The sequence below is a fragment of the Chitinimonas sp. BJYL2 genome, from assembly GCF_027257935.1.
Classification (GTDB): domain Bacteria; phylum Pseudomonadota; class Gammaproteobacteria; order Burkholderiales; family Chitinimonadaceae; genus Chitinimonas.
In genome coordinates this window covers 685,482-711,427 of record NZ_JANZKW010000002.1, presented here as the reverse complement: position 1 = coordinate 711,427, position 25,946 = coordinate 685,482, and the positions used below count along the sequence as shown (strand labels likewise).

The 25,946-nt window shown below is 61.7% G+C and carries 24 protein-coding genes; 11 read left to right on the top strand and 13 right to left on the bottom strand.

All coding sequences use genetic code 11. The features are described 5' to 3' along the window. Positions 1-8 precede the first annotated feature (8 nt). The 4 genes from O9X62_RS08880 to O9X62_RS08865 form a co-directional block, all read right to left on the bottom strand. Positions 9-545 (bottom strand): carboxymuconolactone decarboxylase family protein, encoded by a 537-nt coding sequence (locus O9X62_RS08880; protein WP_269532454.1) that lies wholly within the window; start codon positions 543-545, stop codon positions 9-11. 549 nt (positions 546-1,094) lie between these two features. Beyond that, positions 1,095-1,859 carry an ABC transporter substrate-binding protein gene (locus tag O9X62_RS08875; RefSeq protein ID WP_269532453.1) on the bottom strand — a complete coding sequence of 255 codons (765 nt, stop codon included), beginning with the start codon at positions 1,857-1,859 and terminating at the stop codon, positions 1,095-1,097. Between the two features lie 150 nt (positions 1,860-2,009). Then, the gene (locus tag O9X62_RS08870; protein ID WP_269532452.1) at positions 2,010-2,798 is read right to left on the bottom strand and encodes a LytTR family DNA-binding domain-containing protein; all 789 of its coding nucleotides are present in this window, start codon (positions 2,796-2,798) and stop codon (positions 2,010-2,012) included. 19 nt (positions 2,799-2,817) lie between these two features. Beyond that, positions 2,818-3,762 (bottom strand): sensor histidine kinase, encoded by a 945-nt coding sequence (locus tag O9X62_RS08865; RefSeq protein WP_269532451.1) that lies wholly within the window; start codon positions 3,760-3,762, stop codon positions 2,818-2,820. Between the two features lie 195 nt (positions 3,763-3,957). Here O9X62_RS08865 and O9X62_RS08860 point away from each other — a divergent pair, with 195 nt between their 5' ends. Continuing rightward, positions 3,958-4,188, top strand: a complete 231-nt coding sequence (locus tag O9X62_RS08860) for a hypothetical protein (RefSeq protein WP_269532450.1) — start codon at positions 3,958-3,960, stop codon at positions 4,186-4,188. A gap of 202 nt (positions 4,189-4,390) precedes the next feature. On the opposite strand, the gene O9X62_RS08855 is transcribed toward O9X62_RS08860, so the two are convergent. Both O9X62_RS08855 and O9X62_RS08850 read right to left on the bottom strand, forming a co-directional pair. After that, positions 4,391-5,752 (bottom strand): aspartate aminotransferase family protein, encoded by a 1,362-nt coding sequence (locus O9X62_RS08855; RefSeq protein ID WP_269532449.1) that lies wholly within the window; start codon positions 5,750-5,752, stop codon positions 4,391-4,393. 24 nt (positions 5,753-5,776) lie between these two features. Then, positions 5,777-7,114, bottom strand: a complete 1,338-nt coding sequence (locus tag O9X62_RS08850; RefSeq protein ID WP_269532448.1) for a glutamine synthetase family protein — start codon at positions 7,112-7,114, stop codon at positions 5,777-5,779. A gap of 212 nt (positions 7,115-7,326) precedes the next feature. Here O9X62_RS08850 and O9X62_RS08845 point away from each other — a divergent pair, with 212 nt between their 5' ends. Next, positions 7,327-7,977, top strand: coding sequence for a GntR family transcriptional regulator (locus O9X62_RS08845; RefSeq protein WP_269532447.1), 651 nt, complete (start codon positions 7,327-7,329; stop codon positions 7,975-7,977). Positions 7,978-8,032: 55 nt separating this feature from the next. On the opposite strand, the gene O9X62_RS08840 is transcribed toward O9X62_RS08845, so the two are convergent. Then, positions 8,033-8,500 (bottom strand): copper chaperone PCu(A)C, encoded by a 468-nt coding sequence (locus O9X62_RS08840; RefSeq protein ID WP_269532446.1) that lies wholly within the window; start codon positions 8,498-8,500, stop codon positions 8,033-8,035. A 247-nt stretch (positions 8,501-8,747) separates the two neighbouring features. Between O9X62_RS08840 and O9X62_RS08835 the strand changes: the two genes are divergently transcribed. Next, complete coding sequence (locus tag O9X62_RS08835; protein ID WP_269532445.1) at positions 8,748-10,565, top strand: M61 family metallopeptidase; 1,818 nt, start codon at positions 8,748-8,750, stop codon at positions 10,563-10,565. A gap of 35 nt (positions 10,566-10,600) precedes the next feature. Here the strand turns inward: O9X62_RS08835 and O9X62_RS08830 are convergent, their stop codons facing one another. Both O9X62_RS08830 and O9X62_RS08825 read right to left on the bottom strand, forming a co-directional pair. Beyond that, entirely contained in the window at positions 10,601-11,350 is a 750-nt protein-coding gene (locus tag O9X62_RS08830) for an ABC transporter substrate-binding protein (RefSeq protein ID WP_269532444.1), read from the bottom strand. Positions 11,351-11,391: 41 nt separating this feature from the next. Continuing rightward, the gene (locus tag O9X62_RS08825; protein WP_269532442.1) at positions 11,392-12,648 is read right to left on the bottom strand and encodes a D-amino acid dehydrogenase; all 1,257 of its coding nucleotides are present in this window, start codon (positions 12,646-12,648) and stop codon (positions 11,392-11,394) included. Positions 12,649-12,861: 213 nt separating this feature from the next. On the opposite strand from O9X62_RS08825, the gene O9X62_RS08820 reads away from it, so the two are divergent. From O9X62_RS08820 to O9X62_RS08810, 3 genes are all read left to right on the top strand, one after another. Next, positions 12,862-14,700, top strand: coding sequence for an ATP-binding protein (locus tag O9X62_RS08820; RefSeq protein WP_269532441.1), 1,839 nt, complete (start codon positions 12,862-12,864; stop codon positions 14,698-14,700). A gap of 382 nt (positions 14,701-15,082) precedes the next feature. After that, positions 15,083-16,186: a hypothetical protein gene (locus O9X62_RS08815; RefSeq protein WP_269532440.1), complete on the top strand. Its 1,104-nt coding sequence runs from the start codon at positions 15,083-15,085 to the stop codon at positions 16,184-16,186. 67 nt (positions 16,187-16,253) lie between these two features. After that, the gene (locus O9X62_RS08810) at positions 16,254-17,117 is read left to right on the top strand and encodes a DMT family transporter (RefSeq protein WP_269532439.1); all 864 of its coding nucleotides are present in this window, start codon (positions 16,254-16,256) and stop codon (positions 17,115-17,117) included. 3 nt (positions 17,118-17,120) lie between these two features. On the opposite strand, the gene O9X62_RS08805 is transcribed toward O9X62_RS08810, so the two are convergent. Next, on the bottom strand, positions 17,121-17,696 hold the full coding sequence (locus tag O9X62_RS08805) for a thermonuclease family protein (RefSeq protein WP_269532438.1): 576 nt from the start codon (positions 17,694-17,696) through the stop codon (positions 17,121-17,123). Beyond that, positions 17,693-18,532, bottom strand: coding sequence for a squalene synthase HpnC (hpnC, locus tag O9X62_RS08800; RefSeq protein WP_269532437.1), 840 nt, complete (start codon positions 18,530-18,532; stop codon positions 17,693-17,695). Before hpnC ends, O9X62_RS08805 begins: the two co-directional genes overlap by 4 nt. Positions 18,533-18,621: 89 nt before the next feature. Here hpnC and O9X62_RS08795 point away from each other — a divergent pair, with 89 nt between their 5' ends. After that, on the top strand, positions 18,622-19,083 hold the full coding sequence (locus O9X62_RS08795) for a thioredoxin family protein (protein ID WP_269532436.1): 462 nt from the start codon (positions 18,622-18,624) through the stop codon (positions 19,081-19,083). Here O9X62_RS08795 and O9X62_RS08790 read toward each other — a convergent pair. Further along, positions 19,071-21,122, bottom strand: coding sequence for a glycosyltransferase family 41 protein (locus O9X62_RS08790; protein WP_269532435.1), 2,052 nt, complete (start codon positions 21,120-21,122; stop codon positions 19,071-19,073). The genes O9X62_RS08795 and O9X62_RS08790 overlap by 13 nt on opposite strands. Positions 21,123-21,274: 152 nt before the next feature. Further along, complete coding sequence (locus tag O9X62_RS08785; protein WP_269532434.1) at positions 21,275-22,261, bottom strand: malate dehydrogenase; 987 nt, start codon at positions 22,259-22,261, stop codon at positions 21,275-21,277. A 236-nt stretch (positions 22,262-22,497) separates the two neighbouring features. Between O9X62_RS08785 and O9X62_RS08780 the strand changes: the two genes are divergently transcribed. The 4 genes from O9X62_RS08780 to sdhA all read left to right on the top strand — a co-directional run bounded on the left by O9X62_RS08780 (position 22,498) and on the right by sdhA (position 25,939). Next, complete coding sequence (locus O9X62_RS08780; RefSeq protein WP_269532433.1) at positions 22,498-23,226, top strand: GntR family transcriptional regulator; 729 nt, start codon at positions 22,498-22,500, stop codon at positions 23,224-23,226. A gap of 222 nt (positions 23,227-23,448) precedes the next feature. After that, positions 23,449-23,823, top strand: a complete 375-nt coding sequence (gene sdhC, locus O9X62_RS08775; protein ID WP_269532432.1) for a succinate dehydrogenase, cytochrome b556 subunit — start codon at positions 23,449-23,451, stop codon at positions 23,821-23,823. After that, positions 23,817-24,164, top strand: coding sequence for a succinate dehydrogenase, hydrophobic membrane anchor protein (gene sdhD / locus O9X62_RS08770; RefSeq protein ID WP_269532431.1), 348 nt, complete (start codon positions 23,817-23,819; stop codon positions 24,162-24,164). The genes sdhC and sdhD overlap by 7 nt, the downstream gene beginning before the upstream one ends. Further along, positions 24,164-25,939, top strand: a complete 1,776-nt coding sequence (sdhA, locus tag O9X62_RS08765; RefSeq protein ID WP_269532430.1) for a succinate dehydrogenase flavoprotein subunit — start codon at positions 24,164-24,166, stop codon at positions 25,937-25,939. Before sdhD ends, sdhA begins: the two co-directional genes overlap by 1 nt. Positions 25,940-25,946: the final 7 nt, after the last annotated feature.

Sequence of the window (25,946 nt, the reverse complement as noted above, 5' to 3'; positions counted from 1 at the left end):
GGTCACCCTCAGTTCAGCGTAACCAGCGGGAAGTCGATCTCGACCCGGCTGGCCTTGCTGATCAGATTGCTCAGGAAATTGAGACCGGCATGGCTGATGACCTCGACAATCTCGGCATCGCTGTAGCCAGCATCGCGCATGGCCCGGAACTCGGCGTCATCCAGGTCGCCCCGGTGCTCGATCAGCCGGCAGGCAAAGCGGACAGCCACGGCCGCCCTGGCGTCGTGACTGTCGCCGAGCCGGTTCGATTCCATTTCGGCACCGTTGAGCCCGGCTTGACTACCCAGCTGGGTATGCGCCGAAAGGCAGTAGGTGCTGCCGTTCTTTTGTGCCAAGGCAAGGGCAATCCGCTCGCGGGTAGGCAGATCAAGGCAGCCTTCACGGGCAAGGCTTTGCAGACCCGTGAAGGCACGTAGCGCGGCGGGCGAGTTGGCGATGATCCGCACCAGATTGGGTACGTGGCCATTGAGCCCACCCATGCTATGCAGCAGGCTGCGTTGCTCGTGTGTGGCAATGTCGGGCGTGATGAGCGCAATTCGGCCCATGATGAATCCTCGTGATCAGTAGTCGCTGCATCGGTACTGCGATGCGTAGGTCGCCACTTTGCCGAAAGTCGGTCACGGAAAGAATTCCTGCCACGGATAATTCATTGTTCCTTTTAATGGAATAATCTGTACGCCTTCCGCTGACAGAGCCCTTGAGGCACCTCAGAAACAAGCTATTGGGAAGAATCAGGACGTCTCTAACGCTTTCAGCACTTTGGCGCCGATCGATTGCAGACCCCAAGCCGCCGTTGAGTACGGATTCACTTGCAGCATGAAGATCGAGCCTGAGATCTGGCCATGTTCAGCTCGGCTATCGACAGCAAGCCGTGTGGATGCGATCTCTTGACGATGTAATAGCGAGATGTGGCCCACGGTTGTCGAGCGCCGTTCGATATCAAGGCATCGACGTTGATGATGAGTCGGAGATTGCTGAGCAAACGGACATTGAGTGCGGTTGGCCGCGATCCAGCTTGAGGGGGAGGCCATACTGCCAATGCTCAGTGGCCGCCGTGGTCGATAGGCCGTATTGCCTGCCCGCACTCTGCGGGATCAGCGCGGCGGTAGCCCGATCAGCTCAACTTCGTTGGGCACGGTACTGCGCGGTAGCCATTTTTTGTAGATGCGCGCAAAGGTGCCTTCTTTCTTGATCGCGACCAAGGCGCTGTGCCAACGGCGGATCTCCTCCCCCGGCGTGCCGCGCGAGAAGGCAAGATAGATATTCAATGATTCAAGCACGCGTACTTGTTCCACGGCATCGATCGGTTGCTGGATGTCCTTGAGGATGGAGGTCACGGCTATGCTGCCTTCGGACCACAGCGGGTAACGTCCGGCCAGCAGTTTCTGGGCGGCGATCTGGGGCGTGGGTGCCAGGTCCAGTTGTTTGAAGCCGGCTGCCTGTGCGGCGTCGGCAAAGATGCTGCCGCGATAGGCACCAACGCCTAGCCGCTTGATCTCGTCACCCATGGCCTGGAGTTTGGCAGCCTCTCCCTTGCGAGCCAGCAGCACGGTTTCCGAGATGGCAATCGGGCCCAGCAAGGTCATCAGCTTCTCGCGCGCTTCACTGCGGCCCACGGTAAAGAGCAGGGTGCCAGGCTTGTTAAGCAGTTCTTCATAGCCCCTGGCCCAGGGCACGACCTCGATCGGTGTCTTGTCGTTCAGCCGGGTCTGGATCTCGCGTACCACCTCCACCGCCATGCCGTCTGCCACGCCATTGGTCTGGTAAGAGATGGGCGGCCATTCCTCGGTGTAGATCCTGAGCGCATACGACGGAATGGCGCACAGCGACAGCAGCAGAATCGTGAGTGATCTAAGCATGATGGCGGCCCCATCCCGATGCGGGTTTCCCCCAGCTTAGATGATTTTGCGCGTCGCTCATGCCCGGCTGCGGGCCCGCCGTCCGAAGGGTGGCAAGACGGATGGCCTGCGCCGGCATGGTGTGGTTACAGGCTGCGCAGCGTGCGAGGCTTACATGTGCTTGAACAGGTTGTTGAAGCTGCGGCTGACTTCGAGTTTTTCGTCATTGCCGCGCATCTGCACTATCTGCTGTCCGCGCATGTCGCGGCTGACCTTATCGATGGCATCCACGCGCACCAGGATGGCGCGGTGGATCTGCCAGAACTCATCGGGGTCCAGCTCTTCGACCAGTTCCTTGATGGGTTTGCGGATCAGGGCTTCGAAGCTTTCGGTCTGCACGCGCGTGTATTTGTCCTCGGCGCGGAAGAACAGGATTTCCTTGGTGGAGATCATGCGGATGGCGTTGCCGACGCTGGCCTGTACCCAGCGCAGGTATTCCTTGGGTTTCACCGCTACGCCACCGCCTACGCTGCCCAGCCGGGCCGATAGCTGATCGAGCAGGTTTTCCATCGGGTCGGGCTTGCTTTCCAGCTTGGCCTTGAGTCGCTCGACCGTAACCTTGAGGCGTTCCGGGTCGGCGGGCTTGAGCAGGTAATCGACGGCGCCCTGATCGAAGGCTTCCACCGCGTATTGATCGTAGGCGGTCACGAACACCACATGGCACTGGCCGGCGATGGCTTTGGCGGCTTCGACACCGGTCATCTCGGGCATGCGGATATCGAGGAAGGCGATATCGGGTTCCTGGCTGCGGATCATGGCCACCGCCTCGCGGCCGTTGCTGGCTTCGCCGGCGATGACCAGCTCGGGCCAGGCGTCCTTGAGGCGGCTGATGATCTGTTCACGCATCAGCCGCTCGTCATCGGCAATGATGGCAACGGGGACGGGGTTGGGACGATTCACGCTGTTATTCCGTTTGTTATCAGGCCGCAGTGGCCGGTTTGGTGACTTCGTAAGGGATGCGGATCGTGGCGCGGGTGCCGCCTTCGGTCGGGATCATGATGATCAGCTCGCCGTGGCCGCCGTACAAGCCCTTGAGCCGCTCGCGGATATTGGCCAGCCCCACGCCGCCCGAGCTGGCATGGCTGTTACCAAAGCCGATCCCGGTATCGGTGACGCTGACTTCCAGCGCGCCGTCCACAATCTCAGCGGCGATGGTCAGCTTGCCGCCTTCGGCCTTGGGTTCGAGGCCGTGCTTGATGGCATTTTCGACCAGCGTCTGCAACATCATTGACGGGAAAACGGCAGATTTCAAACCGTCGGGTACGCGAATATCGGTTTGCAGCCGCTCTTCCATGCGCACCTGCATGATTTCCAGGAAGGCGGTGGAGAGCGAGGTCTGCTGCCCCAGCGTGGGACGGCTGCCCTCGCGCATTTGCGGCATGGCCGAGCGCAGGTAGCGGATCAGGCTTTGCTGCATCTTGGCGGCGCGTGGTGGGTCGGTGAGGATCAGCTGTTCGACCGAGGCGAGGGTGTTGAACAGGAAGTGCGGTTCGATCTGCGCTTGCAGGGCTTCCATGCGCGCTTCGATGACGACCTTTTCCATCTTTTCGGTTTCGGCTCGTGCCGTGGCGCGCTCGGCCTGTACCTCGGCGCGCAGTTTGCCGCCGGCGACTACCTTGATGATGATGGAGGCCACCACCAGCATCAGGCCCAGTTGTTCGGCATTGAGCATGCCGGCCAGAATGAAGACCAGCACGGCCACGATGGCCAGCGTTTTCCAAGGCACGATGGCCAGCCAGTCAAAGAACTGCCACCAGAACTGCACCAGCAGGTTCTTGAGCTGGATCCAGGATTCGCGTGATGCGGAGTTCTTGCTGTTTTGCATGCTGCCCTTGCCGGGTTGTGGGGTGTATTCGTCGTTCATGATGGGCTCCTGCTTGTTGTGCGGTCCGGCGCTTGGCATGGATTGCGCGCCGGTATCCGATCTCGCCATGGTTGCAGGATAAGGAGCCGTTCCCAGATCGGCGATGGACGGAAGATACGGAGCCGAAACCGGAGCATACAATGCATTTTCACGCGATGAACTGCAGGGCCGCTTTCAGTCCACCGGGAGATCAGCATGGAAATCCAGCGCAGCAACGCCGCATCCGTACAGCTTAATCAGCAGGCCGACGACCAGTTGCGCCAGTCCCGCGAGGAGGCCCGTGCGCGGCAGGCGCGCGAGGAATCGCGTGTGCAGGAGCCGGCAGCCAGCAAAGCGCCGCAGGGCAATCAGCAAGTAGCGCAGGCGCCCGAGGTAGCCAAAGGCACCACGGCGACACAGGGTAACCGTATCAATACCTTCGCCTGAGTGACGGAGACCGTACCAAACAAAACAGGACGTCGTGCGACGTCCTGTTTTGTTTGTGCCGTGTTCAGGCTGCCTTGGGTAGGGTGCGTCAAGCGAAGCGCAATGCACCTATGTCTGCGCGACACCGCGTATTGGTGCAATGCGGCCTGTTGCCTTATTGGCGCACTACTCGGCACCCTACTCGGCACCCCACGGGGTGGAGTCAGGGCAGGGTGGCGGCGACAAAGTCGGCAAATGTTTGGACCAGTCGGTCCACATCTTCCGTCGTCGTATCCGGGCACACCAGCAACATATTGTGGAACGGTGTGATCAGCAGCCCACGGTTCAGCAGGAACAGATGAATCGCCTGCTCCAGCGCGGGGTCCAGAATCTTGTCGGCCTCGGTGCCATTGCGTGGCGGTGTGGCGGTGAACTGGAACTCGGTACGCGCCCCGACCTGGGTAACACACCAAGGCAGGCCAGCGGCCTTGATGACGCGCGACAAACCATCGGCCAGATGGCGGGCCAGCCCGAACATATAGGTGTAAGCCTCGTCGGTCATCACCTCGGCCAGATTGGCGCGCATGGCGGCCATGGTGAGCATATTGGCCGTTAGCGTGGTGCCGATACCAGAGTGGCCGGGCGCGGCATTGCGCTTGGCGTTCTGGGCTTTTTCGGCGATCTCGGCGCTGAAGCCATATACCGCGCAGGGCACGCCACCGCCGACAGGCTTGCCGACCACGAACATGTCGGGCTGCAAACCATGGGCCTGTGCGTAGCCGCCGGGGCCGGTGCTGATGGTGTGTGTCTCATCCATGACCAGCAGCGTGCCGTAGCGCTTGCAGAGCGCTTGCGCGTCTTCCCAGTAGCCGGGTTCGGGCAGCACCATGCCGATATTGGTCATGGCCGGTTCGGCCAACAGGCAGGCGACGTCGCCCTCCTTGAGCGCGTTCTCCAGCGCGGCCAGATCGTTGAATTCCACCACGCGCGTGTACTGGGTAAGGTCGTACACCTGGCCTAGCAGGCTGTCGCGCTGCACCGGCTGGCCATCGACCAGATCAACGAACACATCATCCACCGTGCCGTGGTAGCAGCCGTTGAAGATCAACACCTGCTTGCGACCTGTGGCGGCGCGCGCCCAGCGGATCACGAAGCGGTTGGCATCGGTGGCGGTCATCGCAAACTGCCAGTAGGGCAGGCCGAAGCGGCGCGCGAGTTCCTTGGCCACCCAGGGCGCGTCTTCCGAGGGCAGCATGGTGGTGAAGCCCTTCTGCGCCTGCGCGGCAATGGCGCGGCCAACGGGTTCGGGCGCGTGGCCGAACATGGCACCGGTATCGCCGAGGCAGAAGTCAACGTAGTGATGGCCGTCCACATCGCGGAATTGCGCGCCCTTGGCGGCATCCACATACAGCGAGAACGGGGTGGACCAGTCGTTCATCCAGTGCAGCGGCACGCCGAACAGCAGGTGCTGGGCGGCTTGTTCCGACAGCGCCTTGGAGCGCGGCATCTTTTCAATGAAGGCGGCGCGTTCGCGCGCGACCAGCATCTGCACTTTTTGCCAATCAAGGCCGTGACGTAGGGTCATGTTGTTTCTCCGGTCGTATTGGCGTTACACGTGCAGCTGCAGGTGTTCACGTTCCCAGGCGGTGATGCCGCGGTTGAAGGTTTCGAATTCCTTTTCCTTCACATTGCAGAAGGCTTCCACGAACTCGCTGCCCAGCACTTCTTGCAACTCCTCGCAGGCCTGCATCATTTCCACCGCGTCTTCCAGTGCACGTGGCAGCTCGTAATCGAGGTTGTAGGCGCTGTCGCTCATCGGTTCGCTGGGTTCCAGCCCCTCGATCATGCCGAGGTAGCCGCAGGCCAGCGTGGCGGCCATGGCCAGATAGGGATTCACATCCACGCCGGGTACCCGGTTTTCGAGCCGGCGTGCGGCCGGGCCCGAGTTGGGGATGCGGATGCCGCAGGTGCGGTTGTCGTATCCCCAGCGCACATTGATGGGCGCAGCCGTGTGGCGGCTCAGGCGGCGGTAGCTATTTACGTAGGGCGCGAACATGGGCATGGCATGCGGGAGGTATTTCTGCATGCCCGCAATGTGGCTGAAGAACAGCTGCGTGGCCGTGCCATCGGCATTCGAGAAGATGTTCTCGCCGGTTTCGCTATCCACGATGCTCTGGTGGATATGCATGGCGCTGCCGGGTTCGTGCTCCATGGGCTTGGCCATGAAGGTGGCGAAAATCTTGTGGCGGTAGGCGGTTTCGCGCACGGCGCGCTTGAACAGGAACACGCGGTCGGCCAGATCCAGCGCGTCGCCATGCGAGAAGTTGATCTCCATCTGGCCGGCGCCGACTTCATGGATCAGCGTTTCCACCCCCAGATTCGCAGCTTCGCAGAAGGTTGAGAGTTCCTGGAAGAAGGGGTCGAAGTCATTGACCGCATCAATCGAGAAGCTCTGCCGGCCCACCTCGGTCCGCCCGGCGCGACCCACGGGCGGGCGCAGCGGTTCGTGCGGGTTGCTGTTCTGCGCGATCAGGTAGAACTCCATCTCGGGCGCGACCACCGGACGCCAGCCCTTGTTCTCGTACAGCTTGAGCACTTTGCGCAGCACGGCGCGCGGCGAGATGCCCACATGGCGGCCATCGAAATCCGTGCAGTCATGGATCACCACAGCCACGCGCTCGATCGCCCAAGGCACCATGCGGATGGTGGAGGCATCGGGCACGCAGACCATATCGGGGTCGTTGGCCCCGGCGAAACGCTCGTAATCAGCGAACTCGCCGTTGACGGTGAGCATCAGCGCGGCCTTGGACATCTTCATGTTGTCCTCGGCCAGAAACAGATTGCGCGGCACGATCTTTCCGCGCGCCACGCCGGTCATATCGGGGATCACGCATTCCACCTCGTGGATCTGGTTGTCCTTGAGGAACTGAATCAATGAGGCGTCCATGCTGTGCTCCGGCTGGTTTTTGATCATATTCATGAGCGCTGGGATAGCGTTCAATTCGCAGGTCGAAGGGATTCAGGCGGTTAGGCATGCTCTGTTTCCTTTTGGCTATGCGTTGAAGATGTGGATTTGATCATAAGTTGACGCATAAACATTCGTCAATATTTGATCAAATCCTTGATACCATCCGGATTCATTCCACGGCACCCATCACGATGAAATCCGCTAACGGCATCACGATTCAGGATAGGACGTACCAGACGCTACGCCAGTGGGTCACGGTGGGCCGCTTCCTGCCCGGTGAACGACTCAAGATCAACACGCTGGCGCTGGAAATGGGTGTGAGCGACATGCCGGTACGCGCCGCTTTGCAGCGGCTGGCTGCCGAGGGCGCGTTGGTGAATGTGCCCAACTGCGGAGTGATGGTGCCCAAGCTGAGCCGCGCGCAGTTCGACGACATCCTGCAGAACCGCCTGCTGCTGGAAGGCGAGGCGGCCGAGCGCGGTGCGCGTCAGCTCGATGCGACGGAGCGTGCGCAGTTGCTGACGTTGGGCAAGGACATGGCCAGGGCGATTGCAGCGGGTGATCTCAAGGGTTATCTCGATGCCAACGAGCTGTTCCATCTGATCCTGTACCGCGCCTGCGGCTCGGCATTGCTGCTGGAGTTGATTGAAACCGTCTGGCTCAAGGTCGGCCCGATCTCCAACCGCCTGCACGACGACCCGCACGTCTGGGCCACGATGAACGATGCACACGACGAGTTGCTGGCGGCCTTGGCGCGCAAGGATGCGCCGGCTGTGCGCAGGGCTATCGAGAAAGATCTGTTCTGCGCTGGGCAGTATTTGCGCACGCTGTGCACGGAATGAAAACAGCATGAAAAAAGCCGGCATCTGCCGGCTTTTTTTGCTTGAGCGATACGGCTTAGTGGCCTGCGTGCAGGCTGGCGGGGTCTACCGTCATCGACTCCACCTTGATCTCCACCTTCACGCTGCCGGCCTTTTCGAACTTGAGCGTCAGCGGCAGCTTGTCGCCTTCCTTGAGCGGCTGCTTCAGGCCCATCAGCATGATGTGATCGCTGCCGGGCTTGAGCGTGGCGCTGCCCTTGGCGGGGATGGCAATGCGATCAAGCTGGCGCATTTTCATCACGCCGCCTTCATGGCTCATGGTGTGCAGTTCGGCCATGCCGGCCAGGGTGGGGGCTTCCACGCCAATCAGCGCATCGGCCACGCCGGTATTGTTGATCTTGAGGAAGGCCCCGGCAACGGGTGCGCCGGGCGGTGTAGCGCGCGCCCAAGGATGGTGGATGGTGAGGCTGCCGGCCTTGAATTCGTGTGCGAGGGCAGGGGCGAGGGTGGCGGCAAACAGCAGGGCTGCGATCAAACGGGTCATGGGTGATTCTCTTGGTTCGAGTGGCGCATTGTAAGAGCAAGCGTCGGGCTTGTGATGGCGTAGCAATGGCGGCGCGTCGGGTGAGCCGGCTGAGGGGGGGGCCATTCTAAGCGTGGCGCTGGCCGCAGGCCTGCGACATGTTGTCGCGCCCCCACGCCACCGTGCAAGCGCATATGCCGGTTCAGGTCATCCGCGATCCGGCGTAAACTGCGGGCCTACCCCGAAACCACTTTGAAGACGGCCGCCCATGAAGCCCGCCATTCGCTACCGTATTGATCCCGTCAACCCCGAAGCGCATTTGTTCGAGGTCACGCTGACTGTCGACAATCCTGCTACCACCGGCCAGTTGTTTACGCTGCCCGTGTGGATTCCGGGCTCGTATCTGGTGCGTGAATTCGCCAAGAACATCGTCCGTATCTCGGCTGAGGACGAGGCCGGCCCGGTAGTGCTGAACAAGCTCGACAAACGCAGCTGGCAGGCCGCACCGGCCAAGGGCGTGTTGACCGTGCGCTATACCGTGTATGGCTATGATCTGTCGGTACGCACGGCCTATCTGGACACCACGCGGGCGTTCTTCAACGGCACCAGCCTGTGTCTGGCCGTGGAAGGGCAGACCGATGCCCCGGTGGTTGTCGACATCGTCGCCCCGACAGGCAAGGATTACCGCGAGTGGCGCGTCGCCACCAGCCTGCCGGCGCTCAAGGCCAAGCCCTATGCCTTTGGCACGTATCAGGCCGCCAATTACGACGAGCTGATTGATCACCCGGTCGAGCTTGGTGATTTCACCCTGATCCAGTTCAAGGCCTGCGGTGTGCCGCATGACTTTGTGCTGTCGGGTCGTCTGCCGAAGATTGATTCCAAGCGCCTGGCCAAGGATGTGAAGGCCATCTGCGAGTATCAGATCAAACTGTTTGGCGAACCTGCGCCGTTTGATCGCTATGTGTTCATGAGCTTTGTGAGCGGTGATGGCTATGGTGGCCTGGAGCACCGCGCCAGCACTGCCTTGATGTGCTCGCGCGAGAGTCTGCCGCAGCCGGGCGAGACCGGCATGAAGACGGCGTATCGCAATTATCTGGGCTTGATCAGTCATGAGTATTTCCATACCTGGAACGTCAAGCGCATCAAGCCGGCGGCTTACGCGCCTTATCCCAATGAGGGCGAGGCCTATAGCCGGCTGCTATGGGCTTTCGAGGGACTCACGAGTTACTACGACGATCTCTGTCTGGTGCGCGCCGGCCTGATCGACGAAGCCAGCTATCTGGAACTGGTGTCGCATACCATCACGGGGGTGCTGCGCAGCCCCAGTCATGCCGTGCAGACGCTGGAAGATTCGAGCTTCGATACCTGGATCAAGTACTACCGCCCTGACGAGAATGCCCCGAATGCCTTGGTGAGTTACTACACCAAGGGCTCGCTGGCTGGCCTGTGCCTGGATCTGCATATCCGCCGGGAAACCGGTGGTAAATGCAGTCTGGACGATGTGATGTGTGCCTTGTGGGAGCGCTACGGCCGCGATTTCTACAACGGCAAGCCGGTAGGTGTGCCCGAGGATGGCTGGGAACGGGTGGCGGAAGAGGTGACCGGCCTCCCGCTCAAGCCGTTGTTCGATCGCTTCCTGCGCAGCACCGAACCCTTGCCACTCGCAGAGCTGCTCGAAACCGTTGGCGTGCAGTGGCAGGCGCGTGCCCAGGTGGGCGCGGGGGACAAAGGCGGCTGGCTCGACAAGGTGCCGGCGACCCCGGTCTGGCTGGGTGCCCGCACCGGCACGGACGGCGGTTTGGTCAAGCTGACCCATGTGCTTAGTGATGGCCCGGCGATGCTGGCGGGCCTGTCTGCCAACGACGTGCTCGTGGCGGTGGATGGGCTCAAAGCCACGCAGGCGAATCTGGATACCATGCTGGCGTCGGCCAAGGCCGGCGACAAGGTGGAGGTGCTGGCGTTCCGCCGTGACGAACTGATCAAGTGCCGGGTACGACTGGATGCGGCCCCGGCCACCACCGTGGGGCTCAAGGTGGTGCAGGCTGATCTGGCCAAGGCCGCCCGCGAGGCCTGGCTCAAGGCCTGAGGCGTATCGTGCCTCGGCAGCCTGCCGGGGCGCGTTTAGCGGTAACTGTCCTGCGCAGCTTTCCACTCGGGGTCCCGGCCCAGATTGGCAAGCGCCGCGTTCAGTTCGGGCAGCAGGTGACCCAGCGTCTTGGGAATCAGGATGTGCCGGTCAAAGGCGTCGTGGGGTATATCCGCGATGCTGAACCGGGTTTGCCAGGCTGGCTGCTGGCGGATGAAGTAATCCAGGGTAGGGCGGCTGACGATAATGGCATCCACCCTGCCGGACGCCAGTTTTTGCAGGTTTGCGCCCTCGTTGGCGGCATCGTCGCGTATCACCTTGCCTGCTTTGACCAGCTCGTCCACGCCAAAGTAGTAATAGCCTGCCGGCAAGCCGATACGCAGATTGGTCAGTGACTCCGGTCCCGAGTAAGGAATTGGCTTCTCGCGCCGCGATACCACCAGATCAATGTCGCTCATGAAGGCCTGCGTCCACAGATAGCGGGTACGTGCCTTGTCTTTGAACCACACCGGGTTCACGCCGATTACCAGACCATCCAGTTTTTCGGCTTCGAGTTCCGCATCAAGCCGCTTGCGGGGCATGGGCTCCACCTTGAAGTGGTGCTTGCGGGTGCGCTTGTTCAGCCAGCTTGCCAGATCGTAGTAGAGGCCTACCTCCTTGTCGGCATCGACGATATAAGGCGGCTTGATGTGATAGGTGTACAGCACCACCACGGCCGCCTGGGCGGTATGGAGGGCAAACGCACAGCAGACCAGCAACAGGATACGGACAAGTTGGCGAGGCATGGCAGGCTCCATGGGGGAACTGGCTTCAGCCTAGGACTGGTCTAGATTCCCGTAAATGCGAAATCGACAGGTGGTTTGCGTCCGGCAATCAGTTCGGCAATGGCGCGTCCTGAGCCGGGGCCTTCCGTCCAGCCCAGCGTACCGTGGCCGGTGTTGAGGTAAAGATTGGGCAGGCGCGAGCGGCCGATGATGGGCACGTTCGACGGAGTGGAGGGGCGCAAGCCGGTCCAGTACTGCACCGAGTTCGGGTCTGCTGATTCGGGGAACAGCGAGAAATAGCGCCGTGTCAGCGCCTCGCAACGCACCTCGTTCAGCTCGGTGCTGTAGCCGTTCAGCTCGGCCGTACCGGCAATGCGGATGCGGTTGCCGAGGCGGCTGTAGACCATCTTGACGGCATCGTCGGTGAGGCTCACGGTGGGCGCCCCTTCGTAGCCCTCAGTGAGCATGGTAGCCGAGTAGCCTTTGGCAGGATAAATCGGCAGATGGATACCCAGCGGCGCGAGCAGTTGCGGACTGTAGCTCCCCAGACACAGGAGATAGGTATCGCCACGCTCAAGTACGCTTTGGCCTTCCTGATTGCAATACCTGACGCCGCTGACCTGCCCGGCCTCGGTTTCCAGCTTGCTGATGCAACTGTTGTACTGGAAGACAACGCCGCGCGCACGGGCTAACTCTGCCAGCTTCTGGGTGAACTGTCGGGCATCGCCCGATTCGTCGTCTTCTGCCCAGATGGCGCCGCTCAGCCGGCTGCCCAGCCGTGCCAGCGTGGGTTCGATGGCGGCGGCCCGTTCACGGCTGATGGCTTCACGCACACAGCCATACTGGCGCATCAGCAAGGATGACTGGGCGGCGGCATCGAAGTCGCGCTGATCAAAGAACAGCTGGAGAATGCCGCGGCTGAGCTGGTCGTACTGAATGCCCGTGCTTGCACGCAGCGCATGCAGGGTGCTGCGGCTGAACAGACCCAGATTCACCATCTGGATGATGTTGCGCTCCGTGCGGCCTGGCAGGCATTCGCGGAGAAAGGCCAGACCCCAGCGCCACTGCTGCAGATCCAGCTTGGGACGGAACAGCAGGGGGGAATCGTCACGCCATAGCCACTTGAGCACCTTGAGTGGCGCTTGCGGGTTGGCCCAGGGTTCGGATTGCGAGACGGATATCTGGCCGCCGTTGGCAAAGCTGGTCTCCAGTGCTGCCTCAGGCTGACGGTCGAGCACCACCACATCGAAGCCTGCTTCACGCAGGAACCAAGCTGAGCATATGCCGGTAATGCCGGCACCCAGAACGACAACCTTCAACGTGTCACCTCTTGTCTGGACAGGTAAGGGCGGGTATCGCCACAGGCGCACGGTTTTGTCCGGACGCGCAGTGACAAGTCTTGCGACAAATACCACAGGCAAGTCTGTTCGCGCCTTGTGGATGGACAACTCTTATTTGCATGGTCCGCCGGGGCGCACCCATAATGATCTTGCCGACAATCAGATTATCCGACAAATGGGCGGGAGTCGTTCATGAGCCTCACATTGCGGCGTGCGGTTGTGCTGGCCATTCTGGCCGGCCTGCTGGTGCCGAGTCTCTTCATTGGTTATCTGACCTTGCAGCGCCAGGAGGATTCCCTCCTCAAGCGTCTTAGCGAGGACCACAACCGCATCACCCAGATTCTGGTCTTGGGCATGCAGGAACCCCTCTGGAACCTGTCGGCCGAGACGGGCGAGCCCCTGCTGGAATCGGTGATGGGTGATGAGCGCATCATTCGCGTCATCGTGCAGGACGCGACCCTGGGGCCGTTCCTTGAGCGCAACCGCCCCGAGCGCCGGCAGGGCAAACTCAAGACGATTTCGCAGAGCGTCACCAAACAGGGCAACGTGATCGGTAAGGTCACGGTGGAAATGGACGATGGCGGCGCCCTGGCGCAGATCGACCAGCAGCAGCGTTATTCCCTGCTGACCGCGGGTTTCCAGTTGCTGGGCAGCCTGGCGCTGATTCTGGTCATCTTGCAGAAACGCGTTCTTAACCCCCTGCAGCGACTCATGTCCGAATCCATCCGCCTCGCACGTCGCGACTTGGCCACGCCGTTCGAGTGGAAGCGCCAGGACGAGATCGGCAAGCTTGGCCAAAGCCTGGAAATCACCCGGCAATCGTTGCATAGCCTGTTTGGCGAACTGGAAACCAAGAACCGCGAACTGCAAGCCGATATTCAGCAGCGCAAGCAGATCGAACACGCCTTGCGCTCCAGCGAAGACCGTTATCGCCGCCTGGTGGAATCAACCAATGTGGTGCCTTGGGAAGCCAACCCGGCTGAGTGGCGCTTTACCTATGTGGGACCACAGGCCGAGATCCTTCTGGGCTTCCCGCTGCATGTCTGGTACAGCGAAGGCTTCCTGACCACCTATCTGCATCAGGATGATCGTCATCTGGCTTACAAGCTGTTCGCCGAGGGTCAGGATCGCGATAACACCATCGAGTTCGAGTGCCGCATGCTCGGCGCCAACGGCAAGGTGGTATGGGTGATGCTGGTCGCGACGATGATTCCGGATGAGGCTGGCGAGCGCCATTTGCAGGGTTACATGATCGACATCTCGGCGCGCAAATCGACCGAGATCGAACTGGATCATTACCGCAACCACCTCGAAGAACTGGTCGAGCAGCGTACCAAGGCATTGGCCGCGGCCAACAAGGAGCTGGAGGCGTTTTCGTATTCGGTATCGCACGATCTGCGCGCACCCCTGCGCAGCGTGGATGGTTTTTCACAGGTGCTGCTCGAAGATTACTCGGACAAGCTCGACGAGGCAGGTCGCCAGTATCTGGGCCGCATCCGCCGCGCCACGCAGAATATGTCGAACCTGATCGACGACCTGCTCAATCTGTCCAAGCTGACCCGCAGCGAGATCAACACCCAGCCCGTCAACCTGTCCGACATGGCCACCGAAATCGTGAGCGAGTTGCGGCAGGCGTATCCAGACCGGGAGGTGGCTGTGACCATCATGCCCAATCTGGTGACCGATGCAGACCCCAAGCTGATCCGCCTGGCCATGCAGAACCTGCTGGCCAATGCCTGGAAATTTACCGGCAAGAGCCCGGCAGCGGAGATCCGTTTTGGCGCCACCCAGGTCGATGGCCAGAATGCGTTCTATGTCGCCGATAACGGTGCCGGCTTTGACATGAGCTATGCCGACAAGTTGTTCGGTGCCTTCCAGCGACTGCATAGCCCGCAGGAATTCGAGGGGAGCGGGGTGGGGCTGGCGATCGTACAGCGTATCGTCAATCGCCATAGCGGCCGTGTCTGGGCCAAGGGTGCACTCAACCAGGGCGCCACCTTCTACTTCACCTTGCCGCGCCAGTCGAGCTAAGCCGCACAGGCAAGACCACCATGAAAATGGGCGACCCTTGCAGGTCGCCCATTTGCTTGTTGGTTGCCGGGTTGAATGCAATGTCTGAGCATTGTCATCTCGCGCGGCGAACCAGCGTCTTTGCGCTGGCTCCAGAGAGGGATTTCCTCCTCCCCCCGAGTTTTCCTCCTCCTCGGGCGGATGTGCGCAATGTAAAGGTCCTTGGCGGGTCCGGTCATCACCCAAATGGGTGAAAACACCGGGTTTTTTTGCATATTCTGATTTCCGGGCAAACGCGATCAGCGATTCAAAAGTATCGCTTGTCCATTAGCCTTGGCTTGTACAGAATGCCGTGCGTGCGCTGCTTTGCCAGCACACCAGACCCGTCCACTCTCTTGACGCTATGTCCGACCACGCCCTGCCGCAGTATGACCAGCTGGTGACCGCCATCCATAGCGTGGTGCTTGAACCCGGCAAATGGGATGCAATGCTCCGCCGCGTGGGCGAGGCCATTTCCGCCAGCGCCGGTTTGTTCCATCTGCGTGACAAGACGACAGGACAGATGGTCCATTGGCATGGTTTCGGCCATGAGACGCGTGCTGTGGCAAAGGTGGCAGGGACGCCGGAACTGCTGGCTAACTGGTATGGCCCGCTTGGCCGTGTGGGTGAATGGATAGATGACCACGCGCGGTTCAATCATCCCGATATTGCCGATCATCCCTTCTTCAGGCCCTTTGCCGAGGCTGGATGCCATAGCTTGGGTGCGCGCGCCTTTGACGATGGTCACCACGAGGCACTGATCAGTTTCCAGCGCAAAATGCCGGTGACCCCGTTCGATGATCAGGGCATCGCCCTGCTGCGTCGTTTATCGCCGCATCTGGAACTGGCCTGCCGGCTATCAAGCGAGTTTTCGCGTCTTCGCATGCAGGCTGCCGTCGCGCGACAAGCGCTGGACCGCTTGGCTGCGCCCCTTTGGGTCGTGGATGGCGAAGGGCGTGTCCAGTTTGCCAATCAGGCTGCCGAGACAACCGGGTTGCCCGGCATGTGCGTGCGCCAGGGGCGGCTGTCGGCAGATAACCCCACCCTCGAAGCGCGCTTGCAGAGCCTGCTCATGCAGGCGAGCAGCCGCAAGCCGCAAAGCGGGGCGCTGGCGCTCGAACGCCCCGCCGGCGGACGCCTTACCGTGCTGGTGGCGCCGCTGCCGGCAGACTCCCCGCTTGTGGCCGATTCAAAGCGACCGCTGGTCCTGCTGATGGCGCATGATCCCAGCGCCAGCGAAGCCGAGCCGTTGGAAGTGCTTGCGGCGCTGTATGGTCTTTCTCCTGCGGAGTGCCGACTGGCTGCACTGCTGCTGGAAGGCTGCTCGCTGGCCGAGGCGGCGCAGCGTTTGCAGTTGCAGCAGTCCACCGTGCGCACACAGAGCAAGTCCATGTTCTGGAAAACCGGTACGCACCGCCAGGGCGAGTTGCTCAAGCTGCTCTCAAGCGCCATGCTCCTCAAGATATAGTCAGCAGATACAGATATATCTCGGCGCCCTCGCGGCCCGCACAGGCTGGGCCGCATACAATGGCGGCATGCTGCCTTTCCCCGCCTCGCTACGACACTCCGGCCCATTCTGGATGGTGCTGGCCTCGATCCTGTTCGCCTGCATGGGCGTGTTCGTCAAACTCGGTGCCACCCATTTCCGTACGGCAGAACTGGTGTTCTATCGCTGCTTTGTGGGCTTTCTGGTGGTGGGGCTGGTGGTGATGTGGCAGGGCGGTACGCTGAGGACGCCGGTGCTGGGCAAACATTTGAGCCGGGGCATTGCCGGCACGATCGCGCTGATGCTGTATTTCTATGCGATAGCAAGCCTGCCGCTGGCGACTGCAGTCACGTTGAATTACACCTCGCCCTTGTTTCTGGCTTTGCTGACCACCGTGTGGCTACGCGAAGGGGTATCGAAACGCCTGTTGCTGGCAATGCTGGTGGGCTTTGGCGGTGTGGTGCTGCTATTGCAGCCCACGCTGAGCCGCGATCAATGGTTTGCCGGCTTGATGGGCTTGGCTTCGGGTTTTGGTGCCGCCATCGCCTACATGAATGTGCGCATGCTCGGCGAAGCAGGGGAGCCTGAGTCGCGTACGGTGTTCTACTTTTCTTTGATTGCTACCCTGATGGCTGCTGTCTGGATGATCCCCGGCGGCCTCAGCCCCATCACTTGGGGCAATGTGTGGCTGTTGGCCGGCATGGGTGCCTGCGCCACGGGTGCGCAGCTGGCCATGACACGGGCGTATCGCAAGGGCCATAGCCTCGTTGTGGCCAGCTTGGCTTACACCACGGTGCTGTGCGCCAGCCTGTTCGGCATGGTGTTGTGGAACGACCCGCATCCTTGGACTGCCTGGCTTGCCATGGGCTTGATTGCGTTCAGCGGCATGTACGCTGCCCAGCGCAAGGGCTGAGACTTACTGCCGGCCCGCTTTGCGGTGCTGCCAGGGTGGCATGGGGTTGACCTGCTGCCAGAGTCCCTGCTGCTGTGTGCGGGCGCCGGCTTCTGCGTTGGCATAGCTGGTGTAGGCATCACCGGGCTGATCCTTGCGCGCGTACTGCACATAGTGCCAGGCCATACCCGCCTGCAGCTGGGCTTCCCCGGCATCGCGCCCCTGTATGGCAATCTGCGCCAGCAGGCGGCCATAGCGATCATGTTGCGGCCCGGCTGGCAGGACGCTGACCTCACGGCCCAGTAGCAGCGCAGTCAACGTCGATTTCGCCGCATCGCCGTAGGGCTGATCATGCTCAGGTGCATCGACCCAGGCCAGACGCACACGCTGCGTTTCCCCGTTGGTCAATATGATCTCTACCGTATCGCCATCAAACACGCGGCTGACGCGCGCTGACTGGGTGTTGCCAGGCAAGGGCGCGGCGGTTGATTGGCCTTGCCACCAGGCAAAGCCCGCGGCCGCAATCGCGATCAACGCTGCCAACCGTGCCGCGTGGCTACGGGCGCCCAACAAACGTAGTACTGCGCCGACCAGCCTCATGCCTTGAAACGCCGGGTCGACAGCGTACCCAGCAACAAACCGGGCCAATCGCGCTTGCCGAGCTTGGGCCGGCGCGTGAAGACATCGAAGTCGGCCTGACGGGTTTTGCGCAGGATGGCGTCGCCACCTAGCACGGTGAGGCGGATCTCCATGCCCAGCCGGCCCGGCAGGCTGGCACCGAGCGGCGCGCCAGACCAGAGCAAATCATGGGTGGACTGGACCATCTCCGTCAGCAAGGCCTGCCAGCGCGCATCCACGCGCGCGGCGGCAATGTCGGCTTCGGTCACGCCGTGGCGGGCGAGGGCGTCTTGCGGCAGGTAGACGCGCTGCTTTTGCCAGTCGATCGCCACGTCCTGCCAGAAATTGATCAGCTGCAGCGCCGAGCAGATGGCATCGGATTGCACCAGTCGCTCGGCCGTGGCGAGACCTGCAATGTGCAGCACGATGCGGCCAACCGGGTTGGCCGAGCGGCGGCTGTAGTCGAGCAGTTCGGCCATATCGGCATAGCGGGTTTTGACCACATCCTGCGCAAACGCATCGAGCAGATCACGGAACAGTTGCACCGGCACCCGATGGGCATCGATGACCTCGGTTTTCAGGTCGCGAAACAAGGCATCGCTGATGGGGCCGCCGGCTTCAATCTCGTCCAGTCCCTTGCGATAGCCATCAAGCAGCGCCAATCGCTCCGCCGCCGTGCGCTCGCCCTCATCGGCAAAGTCATCGGCCGTGCGCGCAAAGCGGTAGACGATGGCGATGGGCCGGCGCATGGCGGGAGGCAGCAGCACCGAGGCAACCGGAAAGTTCTCGTAATGGTTGATGGCGTAGGAATCAGGCATGGGGCCGGATTATACGGACAGCCCGCCGATTGCCGCATGGCCGATGGCGCAGGCATAGTGCTGCCATCAACAATGTGGGAGCGCGAACCATGTGGTATCGATTTCTGATCGCCATGCTGGCCAGTGCAATGGTCTTGGCCAGCGAGCAACCCTATGACGAGCAGGCCGATGCACGGGCCGATCTGAAACAGGCGCTGATCCGCGCAAGGGCGCAACAAAAGCCGGTGCTGATCGTGTTTGGCGCCAATTGGTGTGGCGATTGCCGGGCGCTGGATCGCAGCCTCAAGACCGACAAGAACGCTCGCCTGATGGCGGCCTCGTTCGAAATCGTGAAGGTCGATGTGGCGCGCTTCAACAAGAATCTGGATATCGACACGGTGTACGGCAACCCGATCAAGCAGGGCATCCCGGCCGTGGTGGTGCTCGCGCCTGATCAGCGCGTGCTCTATGCCACGCGGGCGGGGGAGTTGGCGAATGCCCGCAAGATGGATGATGAGGGTGTGTACGGGTTTTTCAGCCGGATTGTCGAGCAGGCGCGTCAGCCGGGTTGAGGGTTTGGGCTGGCGATGTCGAAGCTTTGCGGTTGCTGGCCGCTTTGGAAATGGTTCCATGCGGTCTGATAGGCCTGCTCCAATGCCCTTACGCTAGCTGCCGTATCAAACAGCGGGGCTGTCAGCCGGTTGGCTAGCAGGCGCGCACGCAGTTCCGATAGTTGCTGTGGGTGAGTCGCCAGCTTGAGCGCTAAGGAAAGATACTCGTCGAGCGAGCTGGTGATCAACTCGCTGAGCCCGACGGCATGCAGGCAACTGGCGGCGACCCGTGCCGCCATGCTTTGGCCCATGCAGGTGAGTACCGGCACGCCTGCCCACAGGGCATCGCTAGCCGTGGTGTGGGCGTTGCAGGGCAGGGTGTCGAGCATCAGGTTGGCGCAGCTTAGGCGTGCCAGGTGGTCGGCCTGGGGCAGGGCGGGGGCGAAGACGAGGCGCTGGTGGGATACACCGGCGGCTTCTGCGGCTTGTTGCAGGCGGGTGCGCCACTCGGGGTGCGGGTCCAATAGCCAGAGCACGCTGTGCGGTACCGCTTGCAACAGCCGCATCCACGCGTCCCACATGGCGGGGCTCAGTTTGTAGTGCTGGTTGAAGCAGGCAAAAACGAAACCGGTGTCGGGCAGGCCGGCTTGGGCTCGGCTGGGCACGGCGCTGATGGGCCGCTCGCAATCGTTGATCTGGTAGCAGTGGGGCAGTCGGATCAATGCTTCGTGGAAGGCGTTGGGCCGATCGGGTGGGGCGACGATGGCGTCGACAATCTGGTAGTCGATCCAGTCGGCGCCCAGCGTGCCGGGGTAGCCCAGATAGTGCAGCTGCAGCGGCGCAGGGCGGTAGGCCAGTACCTGGGTGCGTGTGCGGCGGGTCCAGCCCTTGAGGTCGATGAGGATATCGATGCCGTCGTCGCGGATGCGTTGCGCGAGGGTCGGGTCGTCGAGCGTGGCGACTTGTTCGAAGCGATCAAACCCGGCCGCCACCCGTGCACGTAGCGGCGATTGATCGTCGGGGCCGTAATCGTAGCCGATCACCTCAAAGCGACTGCGATCATGGCGGGCAAACAGGCCGGCGGTGAGCCAGCTGGTAGCGTGGCTGTGAAAATCGCCACCCAGATAGCCGAGGCGGATGCGCGATTTGGGCTGTGCCGTTATGGCGGGCAAGCGCGTGCGGGTATAGCCGGCAGCCCAGCGTCGGGTAATGTCGAGCTGGAAGGCGGGGTCATCCTGCAAAGCCAGCGCCATGAAGGGCGCGATGCGCGCGCTGGGCCGGGCTTGCAGCGACAGCATCAGTGCCTGACTGTGATGCGCCAGCGAGGGCCAGTCAACACGATAGAGGTCCATGAATGCCAGCCCGGCTAGCGGTTCAGGATCGCTGGGCAGCAGGGCATGCGCCTGCGCGTAGGCTGCACCGGCTTCATTGAAGCGACCCTGATCTTGCAGCAGGGAGGCGTAGTTTTTCCAGCCCACGCCATAGTCACGCTGCAAGGAGAGGGCGCGTTGATAGTGCGCCTCGGCGCGGCGCATCTGGCCGAGCTGTTGGAGCAAGATCCCGTAATTGTTATGTACGACAGCAAGCTGGTCGTTGCATTGCAAAGCTTGTTCATAGGCAGCCTGTGCCTGCGCGAGCAAGCCTGCGCCATGCAGCAACAATCCCATGTTCGTCCAGGCATGGGCGTGGCGTGGCGCGAGCTGCAGGGCCTGGGCATAGCAGTATCGGGCTTGCTCAGTCTGCCCTTGCTGGTAGTGCCGGTTACCTTGTTCGAGCAGTGCATCGGCACGCTGCCCCTGCTGCTTTTGCTGCTGTAGCGCGCGTATCTGGTCGAGGGCGGCAGACCCAAGATCTGCACAGGCTTGGGCACGTTGCAACAGCGGTTCGGCATTGCCGCCACCAAGGATGGCGACCTGCGCACGCAGCAGCCATGCCGCACTGATATGCGGATTCTTCTCCAGAATCATGGCAGCCAGATTGTCGGCACCGGCAGGGTCGCCCTGCTGCAGCTTGAGGGCGGCGTAGGTCAGGACTTCCTGCGGGCTGAGCGTATCGGGCATGGGCGGCTGTAGGGTGAACGTTGCGGCATCAGCATAGCTGCAAGCGCCGACGATGGGCGCGAACTTGTTGCGAGGGGGCTGGTTCGCATCGGCCATGAACAACAAAAAAGGCGCCCCGAGGGACGCCTTTTCTGTGTGCCGCTGAGCGGGAATCAGCCCAGCAGGTGTGCTACGCCAGCGCGCTCTTCTTCGAGCTCGGCCAGCGTCTTGTCCATCATCGTGCGGCTGTATTCGTCGATTTCCAGACCGGTCACGCGGGTGTATTCACCGTTGGCGCAGGTCACGGGTACGCCGTACATCACGCCTTCGGGGATGCCATAGCTACCATCCGACGGGATACCCATCGTCACCCACTTGCCGTTCGTACCCAGCACCCAGTCACGGATGTGGTCGATGGCGGCGTTGGCAGCCGAAGCAGCCGACGACAGGCCGCGGGCTTCGATGATGGCGGCGCCACGCTTGCCGACCTTGGGGATGAACGTTTCGCGGTTCCAGGCTTCGTCGTTGATCTTGGCCTTGAGCGATGCGCCGCCCACGGTGGCGAAGCGGTAGTCCGGGTACATCGTGGGGCTGTGGTTGCCCCAGACGATCAGTTTGTCGATATCGGCCACGGCCACTTCTGCGCGCGTTGCCAGTTGCGACAGAGCGCGGTTGTGGTCCAGACGCAGCATGGCGGTGAAGTTCTTGGCCGGCAGATCCGGGGCCGACTTCATGGCGATGTAGGCGTTGGTGTTGGCCGGGTTACCGACAACCAGCACCTTCACGTCGCGGCTGGCAACCTTGTTCAGGGCGGCACCCTGAGCGGTGAAAATCTTGGCGTTTTCGAGCAGCAGGTCCTTGCGCTCCATGCCGGGGCCGCGCGGACGGGCACCCACCAGCAGGGCCACATCCACATCCTTGAAGGCGACTTCGGGATCATCGGTGCCGACCATGCCGGCCAGCAGCGGGAAGGCGCAGTCTTCCAGTTCCATCATTACGCCCTTGAGTGCGGCCTGAGCCTTTTCCATGGGCAGTTCAAGCATCTGCAGGATCACCGGCTGGTCTTTGCCCAGCATCTCGCCGGAAGCAATACGGAACAGCAGGCTGTAGCCAATCTGGCCGGCAGCGCCGGTAACGGCAACGCGAACGGGTTTCTTCATCGTGGTGCTCCTGGAGCTTGTGGGGAAAAGTGGCGTGTCCCCGTGTCGTATCGGGAACCGCATATGTCGCACTACTACAATCTGGCGAAGTCTAGCACTTTTGCCGGGCGAAAATCACGGTGCCGGCGTGTCTGCGTGGTATTTCTGCATCTGATTCTTATGTCTTATATAAGACCTGGTTGGACATTGTGCCCTGCGTGGCGTATAAAGCGGCAACTTGTGTTGTATTGCGCGTCATGGCCCTTGTTTCTCAATCCGCCAGGCAGGACATGCCCAGCCGCCAGCCGCTGTACGCGCAGGTGCGTTCGCGGGTGATTGCGGGGATCGAGCAGGGAGAGTGGGGCGCAGGCGAAGCCCTGCCTAGTGAGATCGAGTTGGCTGATCGCTTTGGCGTCAGCTCCGGCACGGTTCGCAAAGGCCTCGATAGCCTTGTGGCTGAAGGGGTGCTGGTACGACGTCAGGGCTTGGGTACGTTTGTGGCCCTCGCCGACGACGAGTGGGGGCGGGCTGAGTTGCCGGCCGGTGCCAGAGCGGTGGATGCGTCGTTGGAGTTGCTTGCTTGCGCGCGCAGTCACGCGGGCGAGGAGGCGGCGGTGGCGCTCGGTTTACGCCGCGGTGCGGCGGTGTTGCTGATTACGCGTCTGGTGCGCGTGCTGGGTGAGCCCTTTGCGTTGATCGATAGCTATGTGGCTGCCGATCGCTTCGAGGGCGTGGATGCACGGCGCATCCGTCAGGCCGATTGCAAGCTGCATCGGGTATGGTGGCGCGAATTCGGTTTGCGTGTCGTGGCGGGTGAGCCGCAGTTTCGGGCGGTGCTGGCAGGTCGCGATGAATCACGTCTTCTCGGGGTGCCGGCAGATGGCCCGCTCCTGGAGGTGGCAAGACTGGCTGCCGGGCTCGATGGTCAGGCAGTGGAATGGTCGGTATTGCGTTGTCGTACCGATCGCTATGTATACCGGGTGTAGGCCGTGGGCTGTACATCCTGTTGTATCGGCCGGTAGTTGTGGCGTGCTTTGCTACAATCCAGTGCTGTTTCTGCTGTAGAACGGGTGTCGGCTTGGTCCGGCAAGCCGTAAAGAACAAGTTGCAGCCGGATTTCCCCGGCATGAACCCGTGACCCTGTCTGGGCATGGGCTTGCAGTGAATGTGCCGCCATGCGGCCAGGTAATAACCACAAGGAAAGTGTCATGGAGAAAACACGGCCCAAGCATCTGGACCTCCCCAAGATCCGGCTTCCCATTCCGGGCATCGTTTCTATTCTGCATCGTGTCAGCGGCGCAGTCCTGTTCCTCGCGATTCCTTTGGTGATCTGGCTGCTCGCCGGTTCGCTCGCCAGCGAGGCGCGCTATGAGGCATTTCGCGGCTTCATCAGTCATCCCGTCATCAAGCTGGGTCTGATCGGACTCCTGTGGGCCTACCTGCACCATGCCTGCGCCGGCATCCGCTTCCTGTTCCTTGATGTGCACAAGGGGATCGAACTCGATACCGCACGTAATACCGCCAAGCTTGTCATGGTGGTCAGCCTTGTTCTCACTGCCGTCATCGGAGGTCTGCTGTGGTAAACCGTCACGTTATCGGTGCGCACTATGGTCTGCGCGACTGGCTGCTACAGCGGGTTACCGCCGTGATCATGCTGGTCTACACCGTGGCCGTTCTGGCCTTCCTGTTCCTGGCGGCCAATGCCAGTTTCGATACCTGGCGTTCGCTGTTTGCCCATACCGGTGTGAAGGTACTCTCCACCTTGACCGTGCTGGCCTTGCTGCTGCACGCATGGGTGGGTGTCCGTGATATCTGGATGGATTACGTCAAGCCGCTCGGCCTGCGCGTCACGCTGCATGTGCTGACCATCCTCTGGCTGATTGCCAGCTTTGTGTATGCAATTTCCGTGTTGTGGGGTGTGTAATGGCGAATCTTCCCAAGCGAACTTTCGATGCAGTGGTGGTGGGTGCCGGTGGTGCCGGTCTGCGCGCTGCACTGCAACTGTCGGAGTCCGGCCTGCGCACCGCCGTGCTGTCCAAAGTCTTCCCTACTCGCTCGCATACGGTTGCCGCGCAAGGTGGTGTGTCCGCTTCGCTGGGTAACTCGGAGCCGGATCACTGGCACTGGCACATGTACGACACCGTCAAGGGCTCGGACTGGCTGGGCGACCAGGACGCCATCGAGTTCATGTGCCGCGCCGCGCCGCAGGCCGTGATCGAGCTCGAGCACTTCGGCATGCCGTTTGACCGTAATGCCGATGGCACCATCTACCAGCGCCCGTTCGGCGGCCATATGTCGAACTTCGGCGAAAAGCCGGTGCCGCGCGCCTGTGCTGCCGCCGACCGTACCGGCCACGCCATGCTGCACGCGCTGTACCAGCGCAATGTGCGCGCCAACACGCAGTTCTTTGTTGAGTGGATGGCGCTGGACATGATCCGCGACGCCGACGGCAAGGTACTTGGCGTGATTGCCATGGAAATGGAAACGGCCGAAATCGTCATCTTCCAGGCCAAGGCCACGCTGTTTGCAACCGGTGGCGCAGGCCGTATCTACGCCTCGTCGACCAATGCCTTCATCAACACCGGCGACGGCCTGGGCATGGCAGCGCGTGCCGGCATCCCGCTCGAAGACATGGAATTCTGGCAGTTCCACCCGACCGGCGTGGCCGGCGCAGGTGTGCTGATTACGGAAGGCGTGCGTGGTGAAGGCGGCATCCTGCGCAACAGCGCGGGTGAGCGCTTCATGGAGCGTTATGCCCCGGTCGCCAAGGATCTGGCTTCGCGTGATGTGGTGTCGCGTGCCATGGTCACCGAAATCAACGAAGGTCGTGGTTGCGGCCCGGCCAAGGATCACGTGTTGCTCGACATCACGCACCTTGACCCGGATCTCATCAAGACCAAGCTGCCCGGTATCCGCGAAATCTCGATCAAGTTTGCCGGCGTGGACCCGATCACGGCGCCGATCCCGGTGGTGCCGACCTGTCACTACCAGATGGGTGGCATCCCCACCAACTACCGCGGCGAAGTCATTGTCGATGGTCAGGTGGTGCCGGGCTTCTACGCTGCAGGCGAAGTCGCCTGTGCTTCGGTGCATGGTGCCAACCGTTTGGGTACCAACTCACTGCTTGATCTGGTGGTGTTCGGCAAGAGCGCGGGCGATTCGGTGGTCGAGTACGTCAAGACGCAGGTCAAGGCATTGCCCGAGATCCCGCAAGGCGAAATCGATCGTTGCCTGGCGCGCGTCCATCGTCTGGATAACCAGAAGAACGGCGTTGAGGTCAACGATGCCCGCAATGCCATGCAGCGCACCATGCAGGCACATTGCGGCGTATTCCGTTTCAAGGACATGCTCCAGCAGGGCGTGGACAAGATTCTCGAAGTGGAAAAGATGGTTCAGCAGACCCAGATCCACGACAAGTCCAAGGTGTTCAACACCGCGCGCATCGAGGCACTGGAGCTGGAAAACCTGATCGAAGTGGCCAAGGCCACGATGATCTCGGCCAATGCCCGCACCGAATCGCGTGGTGCCCACGTGCGTGATGATGCGCCCGATACGCCGGAAACCCCGAACGGCCGAGACGACAAGAACTGGCTGCGCCACAGTCTGTGGCAGCGCGAAGGCAACAAGCTCGACTACAAGCCGGTGAACCTGACTCCGCTGACCGTTGAAACCATCGCGCTCAAAGCGCGCAGCTACTAAAAGGGCG